Origin of the sequence: Tumebacillus lipolyticus (assembly GCF_042682745.1) — a bacterium.
Lineage (GTDB): Bacteria > Bacillota > Bacilli > Tumebacillales > Tumebacillaceae > Tumebacillus_A > Tumebacillus_A lipolyticus.
Map to the genome: position 1 here is coordinate 26,240 of NZ_JBHUIO010000005.1, position 13,391 is coordinate 39,630.

Genomic DNA, 13,391 nt, shown 5'->3' on the forward strand with positions numbered 1-13,391 from the left:
TCATATCGGATAAAGAACTGCCAAGAAATAAAAAAGACGTACACGACGGCAAGTATTCGATTGGCAAAAGGCTTCACAAGTGAATCGACAGCACCAGAAAATAAAATCACCTCCCCTTTGCGAGGAGGCTTGGCGTGAAAAGGCTTTATTGATCTAAAAAGAGGAACTGCCTATCTTCAAAAACAAGCTTAACTCGATTAAAGCGATAACTGCTCATCCTCAATGATTTCCGTTCTCTTTTCGATAGCTTTGTTGCGTGCTTTTAGACTTGACATCGACACTTTCAAGCATTCGGTTGCCTCTACAAAAAGGCCTATTTTCTCAAAAATATTTGCTGCTTTAGCCCCGTACTCTATACTTTCGGAATATCTGTCCATCTTTTGTAAGAAAATAGAGAACACATAATAGACATGAGCGAGCTTCGGCTCCTCTCTCGCCATGTCTTCATCGAACAGCTCTAAAGCCATATGTAAATAGTGCCCCGCCTTCACCAATTCACCTTGCCCTATTTTGATCGATGCGATTCCTGCATAAGTGTGTGCGAGAAAACAGGCATCGTTCGCCCGTTCAAATTCTCTCGAACAATGCAACAATTCTTCCAAAGCTAGCTGCGGTTCTTTTTCTGCCATTAACAGAGCGTATTGTTGATTACTCTTCAATCGCTTCTCAAACAAAGTCAACGACTCATTGAGCGAATTCGCCTTCCAAAGATAGCGGATAGAATTTTCAATTTCATTCTTCTGCTGATAAAGCAGTGCGATGTCGAAAAAAGTATCGGCTTGCTTCTTCAGGTCAGCCACACGATCATAAAATGTCTTAGCAATAGTGAAATATTCGAGAGCTTCCTCGTTCTTGCTCATCACATTACAGACCTGACCTAAGTTGTAAGCAACTTCAGCCGCAATCAAGCTTGACGGGTTTCTTGAACAAATTTGATAAGCTCGCTGGTAATGAGAAAAAGCGTTCAGATTATCTCGAGTCAGGAAATATGCGTTCCCTAACTTATTATAAACATTTGCCAAAAAATGATCGTCAACCGATCGCTCACCTGCAAGTGATTGTTGTAGCTCCACCAATTTTGTGATGGCAACACTGGCTTGTCCCAACAGTGTCAAACAATCTGCATGAATCAAAATAAGTTCTCTCCGATTACCCTCAAGCAAGTCGTCGCGGCTATCAAGTTCATCCACAAAAGTCATTGCTTTCGAATATTCGCCATTTGCAACATGGTACTTTATAATGCCAATTTGGAGATCCGCTCGCAAATCCTCTACCTTTTCAAACATTACTTCATGAAGCGGTATGCTTAGCTTTTCTGCAATTCTTACTAAGAACTCTGGGGATGGAATGTGTCGCCCGTTTTCTAACAGACTAATTGTCTGTCTTGAGCAGATACCTTCTGCCACCTCATCTTGAGACAGCCCAAGATGAAGTCTGTAATGGCGAATCTTTGCACCTATATCTTTGACTGTCCCCATCTCATTCACCACCCATTGCACTTTCCTTCAATCTTTCTCCAATCTAGTGATACTTGTTTTGTCAATTTGAAACCAGCACATTCAAAGGTAGCTTTCCAAAATCATAACATGCAAGCTATCTTGGTTCTATGAGAAGCTTTATAAAAACGATTGCCGTATGACAAAAAACACGTCAAACGGATGTTTGACGTGTTTTCTACTACAGTATGGTGCGATCGAGAGGAATCGAACCTCCGACCCCCACCGTGTCAAGGTGGTGCTCTCCCTCTGAGCTACGATCGCATGTTTTGGAGGTGGCACCCGGATTTGAACCGGGGAATCAAGGTTTTGCAGACCTATGCCTTACCACTTGGCTATGCCACCAGAACAATGGAGCGGAAGACGGGATTCGAACCCGCGACCCTCGCCTTGGCAAGGCGATGCTCTACCCCTGAGCCACTTCCGCGTACAGGATGTACCGCGTCCAACGTTGCGACAGGACGTCGCGTTTTTAGTTGGACTTCCTTAAAAAATGCCAACTTGCAAACTAAGGTTGTACACGATCAGTCACAATATAGGACGTCGCGCCCTTAGTTGGACTACCATTGAAAAAGTATTTGAAAATGGTGGCTCGGGACGGAATCGAACCGCCGACACGAGGATTTTCAGTCCTCTGCTCTACCGACTGAGCTACCGAGCCTTGCAGTTTGAAAATGGCGGAGCTGACGGGATTCGAACCCGCGGTCTCCTGCGTGACAGGCAGGCATGTTAGGCCTCTACACCACAGCTCCAGATATGATGGTGGAGGTTGACGGGATCGAACCGCCGACCCTCTGCTTGTAAGGCAGATGCTCTCCCAGCTGAGCTAAACCTCCGACGTACAGGATGTACTAGTGCTGACGTTGCGACAGGACGTCGCGTTCTTAGTTGGCCTTCCTTTTAAAGGAGTACAAGTGCTGACGTTGCGACAGATCACTGCACTCTTAGTCAGCCTTCCTTTTGAAAGGTGCACTAGCATCAACATGGCGGCAAAACATCCGCTCACCGTTGACCGTCCTTTCAAGAACAGTATCTAATGTATCACACTCTCAACCGCCGGTCAAGAGTCCACCTTTTGGAAAATTGGTGGAGAATAGGGGACTTGAACCCCTGACCCCTGCACTGCCAGTGCAGTGCTCTACCACTGAGCTAATTCCCCGTGACGTAAGCACATAGCCGCGCGCTCGCGGCGACAAAACCTATTATATGCGGGCAGCAGATGAAAATCAATACCCAAATCGGAACAAAAAAAGAGAACTCCTGATGAAGTCCTCCCTTTGTCACCACTTGACAGACTTTCTGTGCGAATTACGCGCTATTAGCGCAGAATTTCGACGTTCTGCTTCACATCTGCGAACGAGCCGACACCGCGCGGGATGAAGATCGTCTCCACGCGCCCAGCGCGCAAACGCTTGGTGATATAATCGGTCGCCACCTGCGGGTCGATGCGATCGCCGCACGTGTAGACGTCGATGCTCGCGTAGCCATGTTCCGGAAAGGAGTGAATCGTCAGGTGGGACTCGGAGATGACCACCACCCCGCTCACCCCTTGCGGTGAAAACTTGTGAAACACCACTTCGCGCACCTCCGCGCCCGATTCGAGCGCCGCGTTCACCATGACCTTCTCCACATCCGCTTGGCTGTTCAAGATCTGCTGATCACATTCCCAAAGCTCTGCGATGACATGTCGCCCCATCGTGTCCATCTGTTCAGCCTCCTCGCTGTGGGATGCGAACTATGCGTTTTCGAGACTCTGATAGACTCGAACATAGCTTTTCCCTGAACGCATTTCCACGATGTACGAAGTATCTCCCGTGTTTGCCAGATGCTGGTTGTGCGTGACCATGATGATCTGCCGCCCGAACGCGGTCGACAGCTGTTTCAAAAACTCGGCCACCTGCCGGCTGTACTCTTCGGAAACGTGCTTCGCCGGCTCATCGAGGATGATCGGGCCGTCAAGCTGCGGCCGGTTCGCATGCAAGAGCGCCGCTCGCAGCGCGAGGGAGATCACATCGACCACACCCCCGCCGCGCGCATCCTGCGGCCGCGTCTGCACCGGTATCTCACCGCCATATTTGGAGACGACCAGAAACTCCCCGTCCGCGCGCCCCCGCACTTCTTCGATCACCACGCGAAACTCGATGTCCTGATCGCCAAATATAAACTGCAGCGCGTTGGTGACCATCGTCTCGATCTGACGGCGCGCCTGCTCACGTGCAAACGCGCTCGATTCTTGCAGCAAGATTTTGACCTGCTCCAGCTTTTCGATCTCCGCTCGCTTCTGCGCCTGTCGCTCTTCCAGTTGGCGCTTTTTGCGCAGCAGCAATTCCTGCTCGCCCAAGCGGCGGTTGTAGAGATCGCGCAGCTTAGAGATCGCCCCATCCAAGTTCGCAATATCTGCTGTCATCTTCGCTCACCTACGCCTGCGGGTTGATCAGGTCCCACGGAATCAGACCTTCCACTTCGTCTGCCAGCTGGGCGATCTCCTGCTCCAACTTGAGGATTTCTTCCTCAAGCATCGCCGGGTCGACCTGTTCAGCACGGATCTGCTCCAAGATTTCCTCCTGCTGTTTTAACAGCGCATCCTTCTTCAGTTCCGCCTTGTAGCGCATGTCTTTCGCTTTGGCGAGGCCATCTTTTAAGGTGGTCAGTTTGCTATCAATCGCTGTGCTCATCGGAGAGCCCTCCTTTAAATTCTTCGAGCAGTCGCTCGGTTGTATGTTCATCGATCGGCGCATAGCAGACGGGACAGGTTCCAGACTGTTTTAACGCTCTGCTGTACGCTCCCAGCCGCTCGGTGATCTCCAGCGCATTTTCCTTGAGCCAAACATCGGCCCGCCGCAACCGCTCCTGCAGGTCGAACAGATCGGCGTTGCGCTTGACGAGCAGCTGATGGCGCTCTGTCAGCATCAGCAGCTGCTGAACGCCCCATTCGGCTCGCTCCGTCTGAGCAAGGGTGCTGAGCGCTCGGTGCAGAGAATCGATCTGTCCGCTCAACGCGTTCTGTCGCTGCTGATAGTCGCGCAGCTTCTGCACCTTTTGCAGCTGCCGTTCGAGCTGCTCCATGCTCGCGCCGAGCGCAGGGGTCTGTGCGGTCAGCTCAAGGACTCGATCCACTTTGTTCAGCCGTACTGTCGTCTCGTCTCGCTTGATCGCGAGCGCATGCAAATTGGACAGGCGCCCTTTGGTCGCTTCGAGGTGCGCCACTTTTCGCTGCGCCGCCTCCAAACCGCTCGTCTGCTGCAACACCGCTTCCACGCGCCCGCTCAGCTGCTGCAGCTGCTGACTGGATGCGAAAAGTTGGCTGAGCCGCTTGGAGCGACCGCGCAGCGATTCGCCAGTAGCGATCCCCGCCTCCGCACGAGCAAGCTCTGCTGTCCGCTGCAAGACGAAATCGGCGTGCACGATGCCTGTCGCCACCTGTTCACGCTTTGCCTGCGCTTGCTTGAGGCGCAGCGACTTGCTCTGCAAGCTGATCGCCCGCTCCGTCTGCAGCGCGGCGCGATCGATCGATGCGGTCTTCGCCAGCACTTCGTTCGCCTCGATCAGATCGCTTTGCACCGCCTGATATTTTTTCGCCAACGCGCGCAGACGCTCCAAGCGACCGGAAAGCATTCTCGATCTCGCCTGCTTCTCTTCGACGAGCAACAGGATGTTTTCTAAATAGGGCAGATCGGAAAACTGTTCCAGCTCCGCCGCCACCTCTGCTAACTGTTCGCGATACCCGCGCTCATCCGCGTTGGCGCGCGTCAGATCGCGGTTCGTATCGCGAGAGGCCGCATCGATGATGTGCACGCCGTTGAGCCGTCCGATCGCCTTCGCTTTGATCGACCCAGGTTCGGAGAGCAAAAAGGGCGGTTCAAGCTGTGTCCCGAGGTGAAGCGCGGTCTCGTTGTCCTCATCGAGCGCCACTTTCCGCACGCCGGTCAGATCGCTCACCTCTTGCGGAACTGTGTTGCCAAACCCTTCATAGATCTGCTGATCACCGCTCGCCTGCACGACGATGTAGCGATTTTTGGACGAGGTTCGCTCGCGGGTGACCCGCGACCCGTCTGCCAGCTCGACCGTCACGCGACACTGCGTAGCCCCGACGCGCATGAAGTCGGAGCCGCGCGGCTCGTTGTACAGCAGCCAGCGCAGCGCGCGGATCACCGCCGATTTCCCGTTGTCAGACGCGCCGACGATCACATTGAGGCCGTCATCGAACGACAGCTCGGTCAGCTCATGCGATTGAAAATTCTCGATGCGCAGATTGCGAATCGTCTTCAGGTTCATGATCTGCTCTCCCCGATCGACAGCCGCTCTTGCGCGAGCGCGATGCGGTTCATCGCTTCTTCGCGCACTTCCGCCTTCACCCCATCGCGGGAGGCGATCTCGTCGATGATCGCCCCGATGTCGATCACTTTGTAGTCGCCCGCCGCTTTGATGCCTTGGACAAAGTCGGCGAGGCGCTGTTGCATAAATGCGCTCTCCTCCTGCTTGGAGCGGTCGAGGCACTGCTCGCCGGGCAATGCGGAGGTCAGCTTGATCTTCTTGATCTGAAGCGCTCCGCTCGTCGTGTCTAAGATCAACACCTGCGGCGTGCGCCCCGCATCTGCCGGATGGTTGGACAGCCGCACAAATCCACCGGGGTTGTAAAAGATCTTGTCCTCATGCTTCACTTCCGGCCAGCCCATATGGTTGTGACCGCAGAGGGTGAGATGCGCCTTCGTCTCCAGGATCTGATCGACGCGCGTGTGCGCCACCCCTTCAATAAAAGCCCGATCCATCAGCATGCCGTGGACGAGATGAATGCCGACATCCGCTTCGACAGAGTCGATCACATAGTCGAGGCGCGGGTCGCGGCGGTCGAGATCGTAATGGTAGTGCTGGCCTGTCACCTGGACCTTGATGCCGTTCTTTTCCAGATACAGCGGCTGCCCTGGATGGATCAGTCGCACCAGGCCGATTCGATCCATGAAGCCGAGCATCGTGCGCGGAAGCGTATCCGGATTATGACCAAAAATATCATGGTTGCCCGCGATGCCGTAGATCGGCACGCCCGCATCCCGCATCAGCGAGATGAAGTCGGCACAGACGGCGAGCGAAGGGCTCGGAATGTCAAAAAAATCGCCGCCGTGCAAGATGGCGTCCACCCCTTCACGCCTTGCGATCTCATTGACTTCCCGAAATTTATTTTGCAACGTCTCCACAAAATTGTCGGTGCGGTTCTGCGGTGAGCTCGCACGAATGTGGGTATCGGTGAGATATAGCAGTTTCACAGGGGGCTCCCCCTCTCCATTTGCATTATGTCAACTTTCATTTTCGACGCGGGCCAGTCCGTTCCTGCACGAAAAAAAGAGAAAAATGTGGTATCTCAACGCCTTGAGGACAGCAAAAAAGCACCTCGCAGGAGATGCTTTCTTGTGCGTGCCAGATTTTGACTCGATCATCTTTCGAACAGGTTCCCCAGTCCGCCTAAGACGCTGCCCTCATCTTTTTTCTTGCCGCCCGCCGCTGCGAAGACGCGCGATGCGAGACGTGAGAACGGCAGGGATTGGATCCACACTCTCCCCGGTCCGCGCAGCGTTGCGAAAAAGAGGCCTTCGCCGCCGAACAGAGCGGTCTTGATCCCGCCGACAAACTGAATGTCGTACTCGACTTCGCGCGTCATCGCCACGAGACAGCCTGTGTCGATCCGAAGCTGCTCGCCCGGATTCAGTTGGCGCTCGTAGATCGTGCCGCCCGCGTGAATAAACGCGAGGCCGTCACCTTCGAGCTTCTGCATGATAAACCCTTCGCCGCCGAAGAAGCCAGTTCCGAGCTTCTTCTGAAAGTCGATGCCGACAGAGACGCCTTTTGCCGCGCAGAGAAACGCCTCTTTTTGACAGACCACCTTGCCGCCTAAGCGACTGAGGTCCATCGGAATGATCTTGCCCGGGTAAGGAGCTGCGAAGCAGACATGTTTCTTGCCGCGCCCTTCGTTCGTAAACACGGTCATGAACAGACTCTCTCCGGTCAAGAGGCGCTTGCCCGCGCCAAACAGCTTGCCCATCAGCCCGCCGCCCGCATTGGAACCATCGCCGAAGATCGTCTCCATCGCGATCGACTCTTCCATCATCATCAAGCTGCCCGCCTCGGCGATCACGCTCTCTTCTGGGTCGAGTTCAATCTCCACAAACTGCATGTCATCTCCGTACAACCTGTAATCGATCTCATGTGCTGCCATCTTACTTGCCCCCTTCTTCCGTCTGTTTGCGCGCCTCATGCTCGCGTCGCAAGATACCCATATAGATGATGTCATGATACTTGCCTTCTCGGAACAGTTCCTCACGCATGCGAGCTTCCACTTGGAAACCGCTCTTTTCATACGAGCGGATCGCCGGTTCATTGAACGAGAACACCCCGAGCTTTACCTTGTGCACATTCATAAAGCGGAAGATGAAATCGAGCAGCAATTCCATCGCCTCTGTGCCATACCCTTTGCCGCGATGTTCCGGCCCGCCGATCATGATGCTCACCCAGCAGTTTCCGTGCAGCAGATCGACGCGAAAGATAGAGCAGACGCCGACGAACGTCCCGTCCAACATCTCGATCGCAAAGGAGTGCTTCTCACTCTTCTGGCTGAGCGCCCGCATTTCCTGCTCCACCTCTTGCACAACCACCGGATAAGGCACGCCTGGAGCATGCATCAAGCGCGCTTCGAAATCCTGCTCCAGCTTTACGACATGCTCCGCATCCTCCACCTGCAAGGCGCGCAACTGCACGCGCGTCCCTTTCATCATTTGCCGCTCACCTCCAGCCGCTTCATGCTTTCCGATAGCGCGAGCCAAACGGCGTGCTCTCCTGCACCACACGCCCCTGCTCACACAGCTCCTCCAGCGCATGCGCGAGCTCATCATGCCCGAGCGTGCGCCCCGCCTTGCGCGAGACGTCTGTCAGATAGGCGTTCAAGTTAAACGCATCGATCGGCAAGATCGGCTCGATCGCCTCCCACAGCTTCGCATCCTGTTCTGCAAACGCCTCTTCCAGCTCTTCGAACGGGTTTTTAAAATGCGGGGAGGTGGTCTTGGAGACGCGAATGCGCACCGAGTTGGTGCGGCCTGTTATTGCCGAGGAAATAAATGCGGTCCCCGATGGCAGATAGGGCAGGCGCGACGCTTCTTCCGGCGTGATGTCAGTCTCCTCTTTGATCACCGAGATGTCGACAGAGCGCACGGTGCGAAACACCATCTTTGTCGACAGCTGCGCGGTGATCGTATCGTCGAGCAGCGCGGGTCGCTGTGTTGCGAAGACGAGAAACACTCCGTACTTCCGCCCCTCTTGCGCAATCTCTTTCAGCACGCCTTTCGCCGGTGCTGGTACATCCCCTTTGGGAGCGAAATTGTGCGCCTCGTCGGTGATGATGATAAACGGTGGAAACTTCTCTTCGATCGGCCTTCCCTTCTGAATCGAATCTCTGTATTCCCTCCGCTTCCGATATAGCTTGCGCACGACATAGAAAGCGAACACGTTCAGGAAGTACATCGAGCCGCGGATGACGACCAGCTGGCGTTTCATGAACGCCTCTTCCACCTTTTTCGTCCCCGCCGAAGTGAACACGCCCTCCATCTCCAGACGGTGCATTCGCCGCATCACCGAGCGCAGCGTGCCGGCGAATCCGCCCACCTTATCCTTATAAGTTTTGAGCAGGTTGTACAGCGTCGAGACCCGCTCTTTTTCATCCGGATTGAGATGTTCGAGCTCGCCATGCGATTTGCGGATGTCCGCTTCGTTGTCGAGCGCCTCCGCGAGATTGGACAGCCGCGTCGAGTAGGACAGATAGCTGTCCCTGTTTTTATGTACCGCTTTGATCGCCGTCTCCATCGCATCGGTGATGCTGCCTGAAGACGCCCGCAACAAGGAAACGATATCATCCCCCTGCAACTCGGTAAACTCGATCCCGATGTCCACCCCCGCATCGAGCACGACAAAGCGCTTTTTAAACGATTGGCGAAACTCCTCGGGCAGACCGGGAAACTCCTGATCGAACGACAGCTCAAAATGTGGGTCGAACACGACAGCCGGCACCTGTTTCATCATGATCTCTTCCAACAGGACCCTCGTGCCGAACGATTTCCCCGATCCGGAGCCGCCGAAGATCCCGATGTGCGGATATTGGTCCATCGAGCGATAATCGAAGACGAACGGAACGCCGTTTTGCGCCCGCACCCCCTGCTCTTTGTCGAACAGCGGCGCCACCCCGAGCAGATCGGCTGGCATGTCCTTGGCGATCTCCGCCGTGCCTTGGATCACGCCGAGCGTCAAACCCTGAGCTGGACGGCGCTTGACCAACAGCGACTCCACCTCGGCAAACCTGGGCACGCGCACCATCGCTCCGACTTTGATCGGAATGGTCAGCTCCTCGATCAATCGCACTTTTGCCAGATTGATCTCCTCATCCTCGATGGCGAACCCCACCTGGCGCAACCCGCTCAGCACGCCCTCGTCCACAAATTGATTTTGCTCCGACGCGAGGGGAATGTAGCGATTGAAGGTCATCGTCTCCACCACTTCCGCCTTCGGATCGCCCTGATCCCGCTCTTCGATGATCAGGATTTCGTTGATCTGAAACTTGCGCGCCCGCGACGCAACCCACGCTTCGAGCTGGGTCGTTTGTCCGACGATCTGCATCATGCGCTAAAAGTCCCTCCTCTCCCGTTGTGACCGCAAAAACGACTCGATAATCTCCTGATCGAGATTGCCCTTCATGATCATCTCCACCTGCTTTCTGGTCAGCCGCGCCTGCTCATCGACGATGTCCAACCACAGCGGAATCCCGCGCGATTTGCTCGGCGTGATCGTGTACAGAAAGTTGACCACATCATCCACCCGGTCAGCCTGTTCGCGCAGCAGATCGCACGCCCCCGCCTGCGGTTGGTCAGAAAAGCGGGTGAACACGGTGTAAAACTCGTTTTTGATCGGCCGTTCCACGCTCGTCTTCAGCCATTCTCCCGTCTCCAACAGGTTGAACAGCACTTCCCGGTCATGTCCGCGCACAAACCCATCCAACAACCGCTCGTCCACCTCATCGAGGCGGGACTTCAGCCGATACGACCCGACCTCCTCGATCACGCCGACGACGATCGTGCCCGCATCGGTCACCGTTTCGACAAACTGATCCCACAGCTCGCCCGACTTGCCTTTCAGCCGCGAGAACCCGCCATCCATCAGCAGCAGAAACGGACGAAACTTTTCCACCGCCTCGATCGCCGCCTGCAGTTCCAGTTCGACCATCAGCTGATCGACCAGCATCTGGTAGGCCTGCTGCTCGGCGAGATCGCGCTCGATCAGGCGATCTTCCTGCGGTGCGACCCGCAGCTCTTCGCGGCGCTGCTGCATAAAATGCAAGACGGCGCGGTGGCTGTCCGCATCGAGCGCCGAAAACATCTTCACCCGCTCGACGGAGCTCGTCCCATCTCGGCCTGCGACGGTCGACTTGGCCAGCGCTTTGAACAGATGGATCGCGTACGGATACTGGCTGCCAAATTGGTTGACCGACCCGTCGACCCCGACGAGCGCTCGACCTTCGAACAGGTCTCGCACCTCTTGGTCGGACAGCTTTTTCGCGCGGACAAATTCCCCGACCGACGCCTCAAGGCCCGCTCGGAGCGCATTCTTGCCTTTGCGCTCGCCCCGCTTTTGCTGCAAGGTCACATTCAGCCCTTGAATCTCCTTGGCGAGCGTGAACAACCCGCTCATGCGCGCCTCACTCCTTTCGCCCGCGGCGAGCGAAAAATGCCTGCAGGTATTCCTCGTGCTCGGGCGATCCCCACAGGGAGGCCACCAATTGGCTCTCCCGCTCCATGCTCTCAGCGAGCGGCAGGCTCTCCGCCTCCTGCATCAACCGCAGCAGCCCCTGCACCGCCTGAGGCGAGTGCGCGGTAAACGTGGCGGCCATCGACTTCGCTCGCTCGATCAGCTGCTCGTCTGGCACCACTTCATCGAAAAATCGGATCGCCTTCGCTGCTGCCGCATCGAGCACTTCACCGCTCAGCGCCATCCAGAGCGCCTGTTGCCTGCCGACGATCCGCGTGAGCAGCGCCAGCCCGCCCCAACCTGGGGAGACGCCGAGCTTCACCTGAATAAACCCGACGGTCGCCGACTGTGCGGCCACCCGAAAATGGCAGGCGGCCGCCACCTCGCCACCGCCGCCGCGAGCAGCGCCGTTGACCGCGGCGATCACCGGCTTCGGGAAATCGGCGATCGTCTGGATCACCTCGCGCATCTGCGACATCTTCGCGTAGACCTGCTCTTTCGTCTGCAACTCCGAATGAAACTCCTTCAGGTCGCCGCCGGCCACAAACACGCGCGCTCCCGCTCCGGTCAGGATCACCGCTCGCACGTCTCGATCATCCTTAGCCCGCTGCAGACCTTTTGCCAGCCCTTCCATCACCTGCGTGTTGACCGCATTGCTCGCTTCGGGGCGATCGATGCGCAAGATCGCAAGGTGTCGCTCCAGATCCATTTCAAAACGAACAGCATCGTTCATCGCTGACAGACTCCTTTATGATAAAATAAAAGACGGTTCACAAACATCTTGGAATGATGTTCGGGGCCGCTAGAAAAACTACTCTGGTATTTACTTGTAACTAGCAGTACGGTACGCTAACGATGGCAGGTATGTTCTTCTTTCATCCTACCATAAAATGCAATCGGCAACGAAACATCATACGCAGGGGGAAATTTTATGATCCGCGCAAAAAAACTTCAACATCTTACATCCTCCATCTTCACCGAGATGGCCAACCATAAGCATCGACTGATCGCTCAAGGCCGTGACATCATCGACCTCGGGATCGGCTCTCCCGACCTCCCGCCTCCACCGCACGTGATGGAAGCGCTGAAAAATTCTGTCATGCAGCAAAACGTCTACGGTTATGCGCACCAGCAGGGCTTCCCGACGCTGCGCCAAGCGTTTGCCGACTGGTTCAAAGCGCGCTTCAACGGCGTAGAGCTCGATCCGGTCACCGAAGTGCTGACCTTGATGGGCTCGCAGGATGGCCTCGCCCACCTGCCGCTCGCCCTGCTCGACCCGGGCGATGTGGCGTTCGTTCCCGACCCGTCCTACCCGGTGTTCGCCTCTGGCATCCACCTCGCCTCCGCCGAAGTCGCACCGCTGCCGCTGCTGGCGGAGAACGGCTTCCTGCCCGACTTTGACAGCCTCGATCCCGAGACGGTCAAAAAGGCGAAGATGATGATCTTAAACTATCCGGGCAACCCGGTTCCCGCCGTCGCAGACGAAGCGTTTTACAAGCGGGCGATCGACTTCTGCCGCGAGAACGAGATCGTGCTCGTGCACGACCTCGCCTATTCGGAACTGACCTTCGACGACTATCGGCCGATGTCGATCTTGGAGATCCCCGGCGCGAAAGACGTTGCGGTCGAGTTTCATTCACTCTCGAAAAGCTATTCGATGGCCGGCTGTCGCATCGGCTTCATCGCCGGTAACCAAGAGGCGGTGGAAGCGCTGTCTCGCCTGAAATCGAACATCGACTACGGCGTGTTCGGCTCCGTCCAGCATGCGGCGACCGCCGCTCTGCAAGGGGATCAGTCGTACACCCGTCAGATGTCTGCCGTGTATCAAGAGCGCCGCGACATTCTGATCGACGGTCTGCGCGAGCTCGGCTGGGCGATCGAGAAACCGAAGGCGACCATGTTCATCTGGGCGAAGCTGCCCTTCGACATGCCTTCGATGGAGTTTGCGCTTCGCCTGGTCGAAGAGGCGGGCGTCGTCGTCATCCCGGGCGAAGCGTTCGGTCAGCATGGGCACGGCTATGTGCGCATCGCCTTGGTACAGCCGGCAGAGCGCCTGCGCGAGACGGTCCGCCGCATTGCAGAATCTGGTATTCTGAACAAAAAACCGATCGCCTGATA

Annotated in this window: 12 protein-coding genes and 7 tRNA genes; 1 reads left to right on the top strand and 18 read right to left on the bottom strand. The window is 55.9% G+C overall.

Going from position 1 to position 13,391, the window contains the following annotated elements:
• Window positions 1–197: 197 nt before the first annotated feature.
• The 18 genes from ACFSOY_RS05325 to ACFSOY_RS05410 form a co-directional block, all read right to left on the bottom strand.
• The gene (locus ACFSOY_RS05325; protein ID WP_386044549.1) at window positions 198–1,478 is read right to left on the bottom strand and encodes a tetratricopeptide repeat protein; all 1,281 of its coding nucleotides are present in this window, start codon (window positions 1,476–1,478) and stop codon (window positions 198–200) included.
• A gap of 207 nt (window positions 1,479–1,685) precedes the next feature.
• Window positions 1,686–1,760, bottom strand: a tRNA-Val gene (locus ACFSOY_RS05330).
• 6 nt (window positions 1,761–1,766) lie between these two features.
• Window positions 1,767–1,841, bottom strand: a tRNA-Cys gene (locus ACFSOY_RS05335).
• Between the two features lie 7 nt (window positions 1,842–1,848).
• Window positions 1,849–1,923, bottom strand: a tRNA-Gly gene (locus tag ACFSOY_RS05340).
• A gap of 158 nt (window positions 1,924–2,081) precedes the next feature.
• Window positions 2,082–2,157 (bottom strand) — tRNA-Phe (locus ACFSOY_RS05345).
• A 14-nt stretch (window positions 2,158–2,171) separates the two neighbouring features.
• Window positions 2,172–2,248, bottom strand: a tRNA-Asp gene (locus tag ACFSOY_RS05350).
• An 8-nt stretch (window positions 2,249–2,256) separates the two neighbouring features.
• A tRNA-Val gene (locus ACFSOY_RS05355) sits at window positions 2,257–2,332 on the bottom strand.
• A 248-nt stretch (window positions 2,333–2,580) separates the two neighbouring features.
• A tRNA-Ala gene (locus tag ACFSOY_RS05360) sits at window positions 2,581–2,655 on the bottom strand.
• Window positions 2,656–2,814: 159 nt separating this feature from the next.
• Window positions 2,815–3,201 carry an adenosylmethionine decarboxylase gene (gene speD / locus ACFSOY_RS05365; protein WP_386044551.1) on the bottom strand — a complete coding sequence of 129 codons (387 nt, stop codon included), beginning with the start codon at window positions 3,199–3,201 and terminating at the stop codon, window positions 2,815–2,817.
• Between the two features lie 30 nt (window positions 3,202–3,231).
• A complete protein-coding gene (locus ACFSOY_RS05370; protein ID WP_386044553.1) occupies window positions 3,232–3,903 on the bottom strand; it encodes an ATP-binding protein in 672 nt (223 codons plus the stop codon).
• A 10-nt stretch (window positions 3,904–3,913) separates the two neighbouring features.
• Window positions 3,914–4,171: a hypothetical protein gene (locus ACFSOY_RS05375; RefSeq protein ID WP_386044554.1), complete on the bottom strand. Its 258-nt coding sequence runs from the start codon at window positions 4,169–4,171 to the stop codon at window positions 3,914–3,916.
• Window positions 4,155–5,771, bottom strand: a complete 1,617-nt coding sequence (locus tag ACFSOY_RS05380) for an AAA family ATPase (RefSeq protein WP_386044556.1) — start codon at window positions 5,769–5,771, stop codon at window positions 4,155–4,157. The genes ACFSOY_RS05375 and ACFSOY_RS05380 overlap by 17 nt, the downstream gene beginning before the upstream one ends.
• Complete coding sequence (locus ACFSOY_RS05385; protein WP_386044558.1) at window positions 5,768–6,757, bottom strand: metallophosphoesterase family protein; 990 nt, start codon at window positions 6,755–6,757, stop codon at window positions 5,768–5,770. The genes ACFSOY_RS05380 and ACFSOY_RS05385 overlap by 4 nt, the downstream gene beginning before the upstream one ends.
• Before the next feature lie 167 nt (window positions 6,758–6,924).
• Window positions 6,925–7,704, bottom strand: a complete 780-nt coding sequence (locus ACFSOY_RS05390) for a TIGR00266 family protein (RefSeq protein WP_386044559.1) — start codon at window positions 7,702–7,704, stop codon at window positions 6,925–6,927.
• A 1-nt stretch (window position 7,705) separates the two neighbouring features.
• Window positions 7,706–8,260 carry a GNAT family N-acetyltransferase gene (locus ACFSOY_RS05395; RefSeq protein WP_386044561.1) on the bottom strand — a complete coding sequence of 185 codons (555 nt, stop codon included), beginning with the start codon at window positions 8,258–8,260 and terminating at the stop codon, window positions 7,706–7,708.
• Between the two features lie 22 nt (window positions 8,261–8,282).
• Window positions 8,283–10,151, bottom strand: a complete 1,869-nt coding sequence (locus ACFSOY_RS05400) for an ATP-binding protein (RefSeq protein ID WP_386044563.1) — start codon at window positions 10,149–10,151, stop codon at window positions 8,283–8,285.
• A gap of 3 nt (window positions 10,152–10,154) precedes the next feature.
• On the bottom strand, window positions 10,155–11,216 hold the full coding sequence (locus ACFSOY_RS05405) for a DNA double-strand break repair nuclease NurA (RefSeq protein ID WP_386044565.1): 1,062 nt from the start codon (window positions 11,214–11,216) through the stop codon (window positions 10,155–10,157).
• A gap of 7 nt (window positions 11,217–11,223) precedes the next feature.
• On the bottom strand, window positions 11,224–12,006 hold the full coding sequence (locus ACFSOY_RS05410) for an enoyl-CoA hydratase/isomerase family protein (protein WP_386044567.1): 783 nt from the start codon (window positions 12,004–12,006) through the stop codon (window positions 11,224–11,226).
• A 198-nt stretch (window positions 12,007–12,204) separates the two neighbouring features.
• On the opposite strand from ACFSOY_RS05410, the gene ACFSOY_RS05415 reads away from it, so the two are divergent.
• Window positions 12,205–13,389, top strand: coding sequence for an aminotransferase class I/II-fold pyridoxal phosphate-dependent enzyme (locus tag ACFSOY_RS05415; protein ID WP_386044568.1), 1,185 nt, complete (start codon window positions 12,205–12,207; stop codon window positions 13,387–13,389).
• Window positions 13,390–13,391 lie beyond the last annotated feature (2 nt).

Bases quoted from the DNA above. Each gene is read 5' to 3' on its own strand.
- ACFSOY_RS05325 (WP_386044549.1), bottom strand. From the start codon at position 1,478: ATGGGGACAGTCAAAGATATAGGTGCAAAGATTCGCCATTACAGACTT.
- speD (WP_386044551.1), bottom strand. From the start codon at position 3,201: ATGGACACGATGGGGCGACATGTCATCGCAGAGCTTTGGGAATGTGAT.
- ACFSOY_RS05370 (WP_386044553.1), bottom strand. From the start codon at position 3,903: ATGACAGCAGATATTGCGAACTTGGATGGGGCGATCTCTAAGCTGCGC.
- ACFSOY_RS05375 (WP_386044554.1), bottom strand. From the start codon at position 4,171: ATGAGCACAGCGATTGATAGCAAACTGACCACCTTAAAAGATGGCCTC.
- ACFSOY_RS05380 (WP_386044556.1), bottom strand. From the start codon at position 5,771: ATGAACCTGAAGACGATTCGCAATCTGCGCATCGAGAATTTTCAATCG.
- ACFSOY_RS05390 (WP_386044559.1), bottom strand. From the start codon at position 7,704: ATGGCAGCACATGAGATCGATTACAGGTTGTACGGAGATGACATGCAG.
- ACFSOY_RS05395 (WP_386044561.1), bottom strand. From the start codon at position 8,260: ATGATGAAAGGGACGCGCGTGCAGTTGCGCGCCTTGCAGGTGGAGGAT.
- ACFSOY_RS05400 (WP_386044563.1), bottom strand. From the start codon at position 10,151: ATGATGCAGATCGTCGGACAAACGACCCAGCTCGAAGCGTGGGTTGCG.
- ACFSOY_RS05405 (WP_386044565.1), bottom strand. From the start codon at position 11,216: ATGAGCGGGTTGTTCACGCTCGCCAAGGAGATTCAAGGGCTGAATGTG.
- ACFSOY_RS05410 (WP_386044567.1), bottom strand. From the start codon at position 12,006: ATGAACGATGCTGTTCGTTTTGAAATGGATCTGGAGCGACACCTTGCG.
- ACFSOY_RS05415 (WP_386044568.1), top strand. From the start codon at position 12,205: ATGATCCGCGCAAAAAAACTTCAACATCTTACATCCTCCATCTTCACC.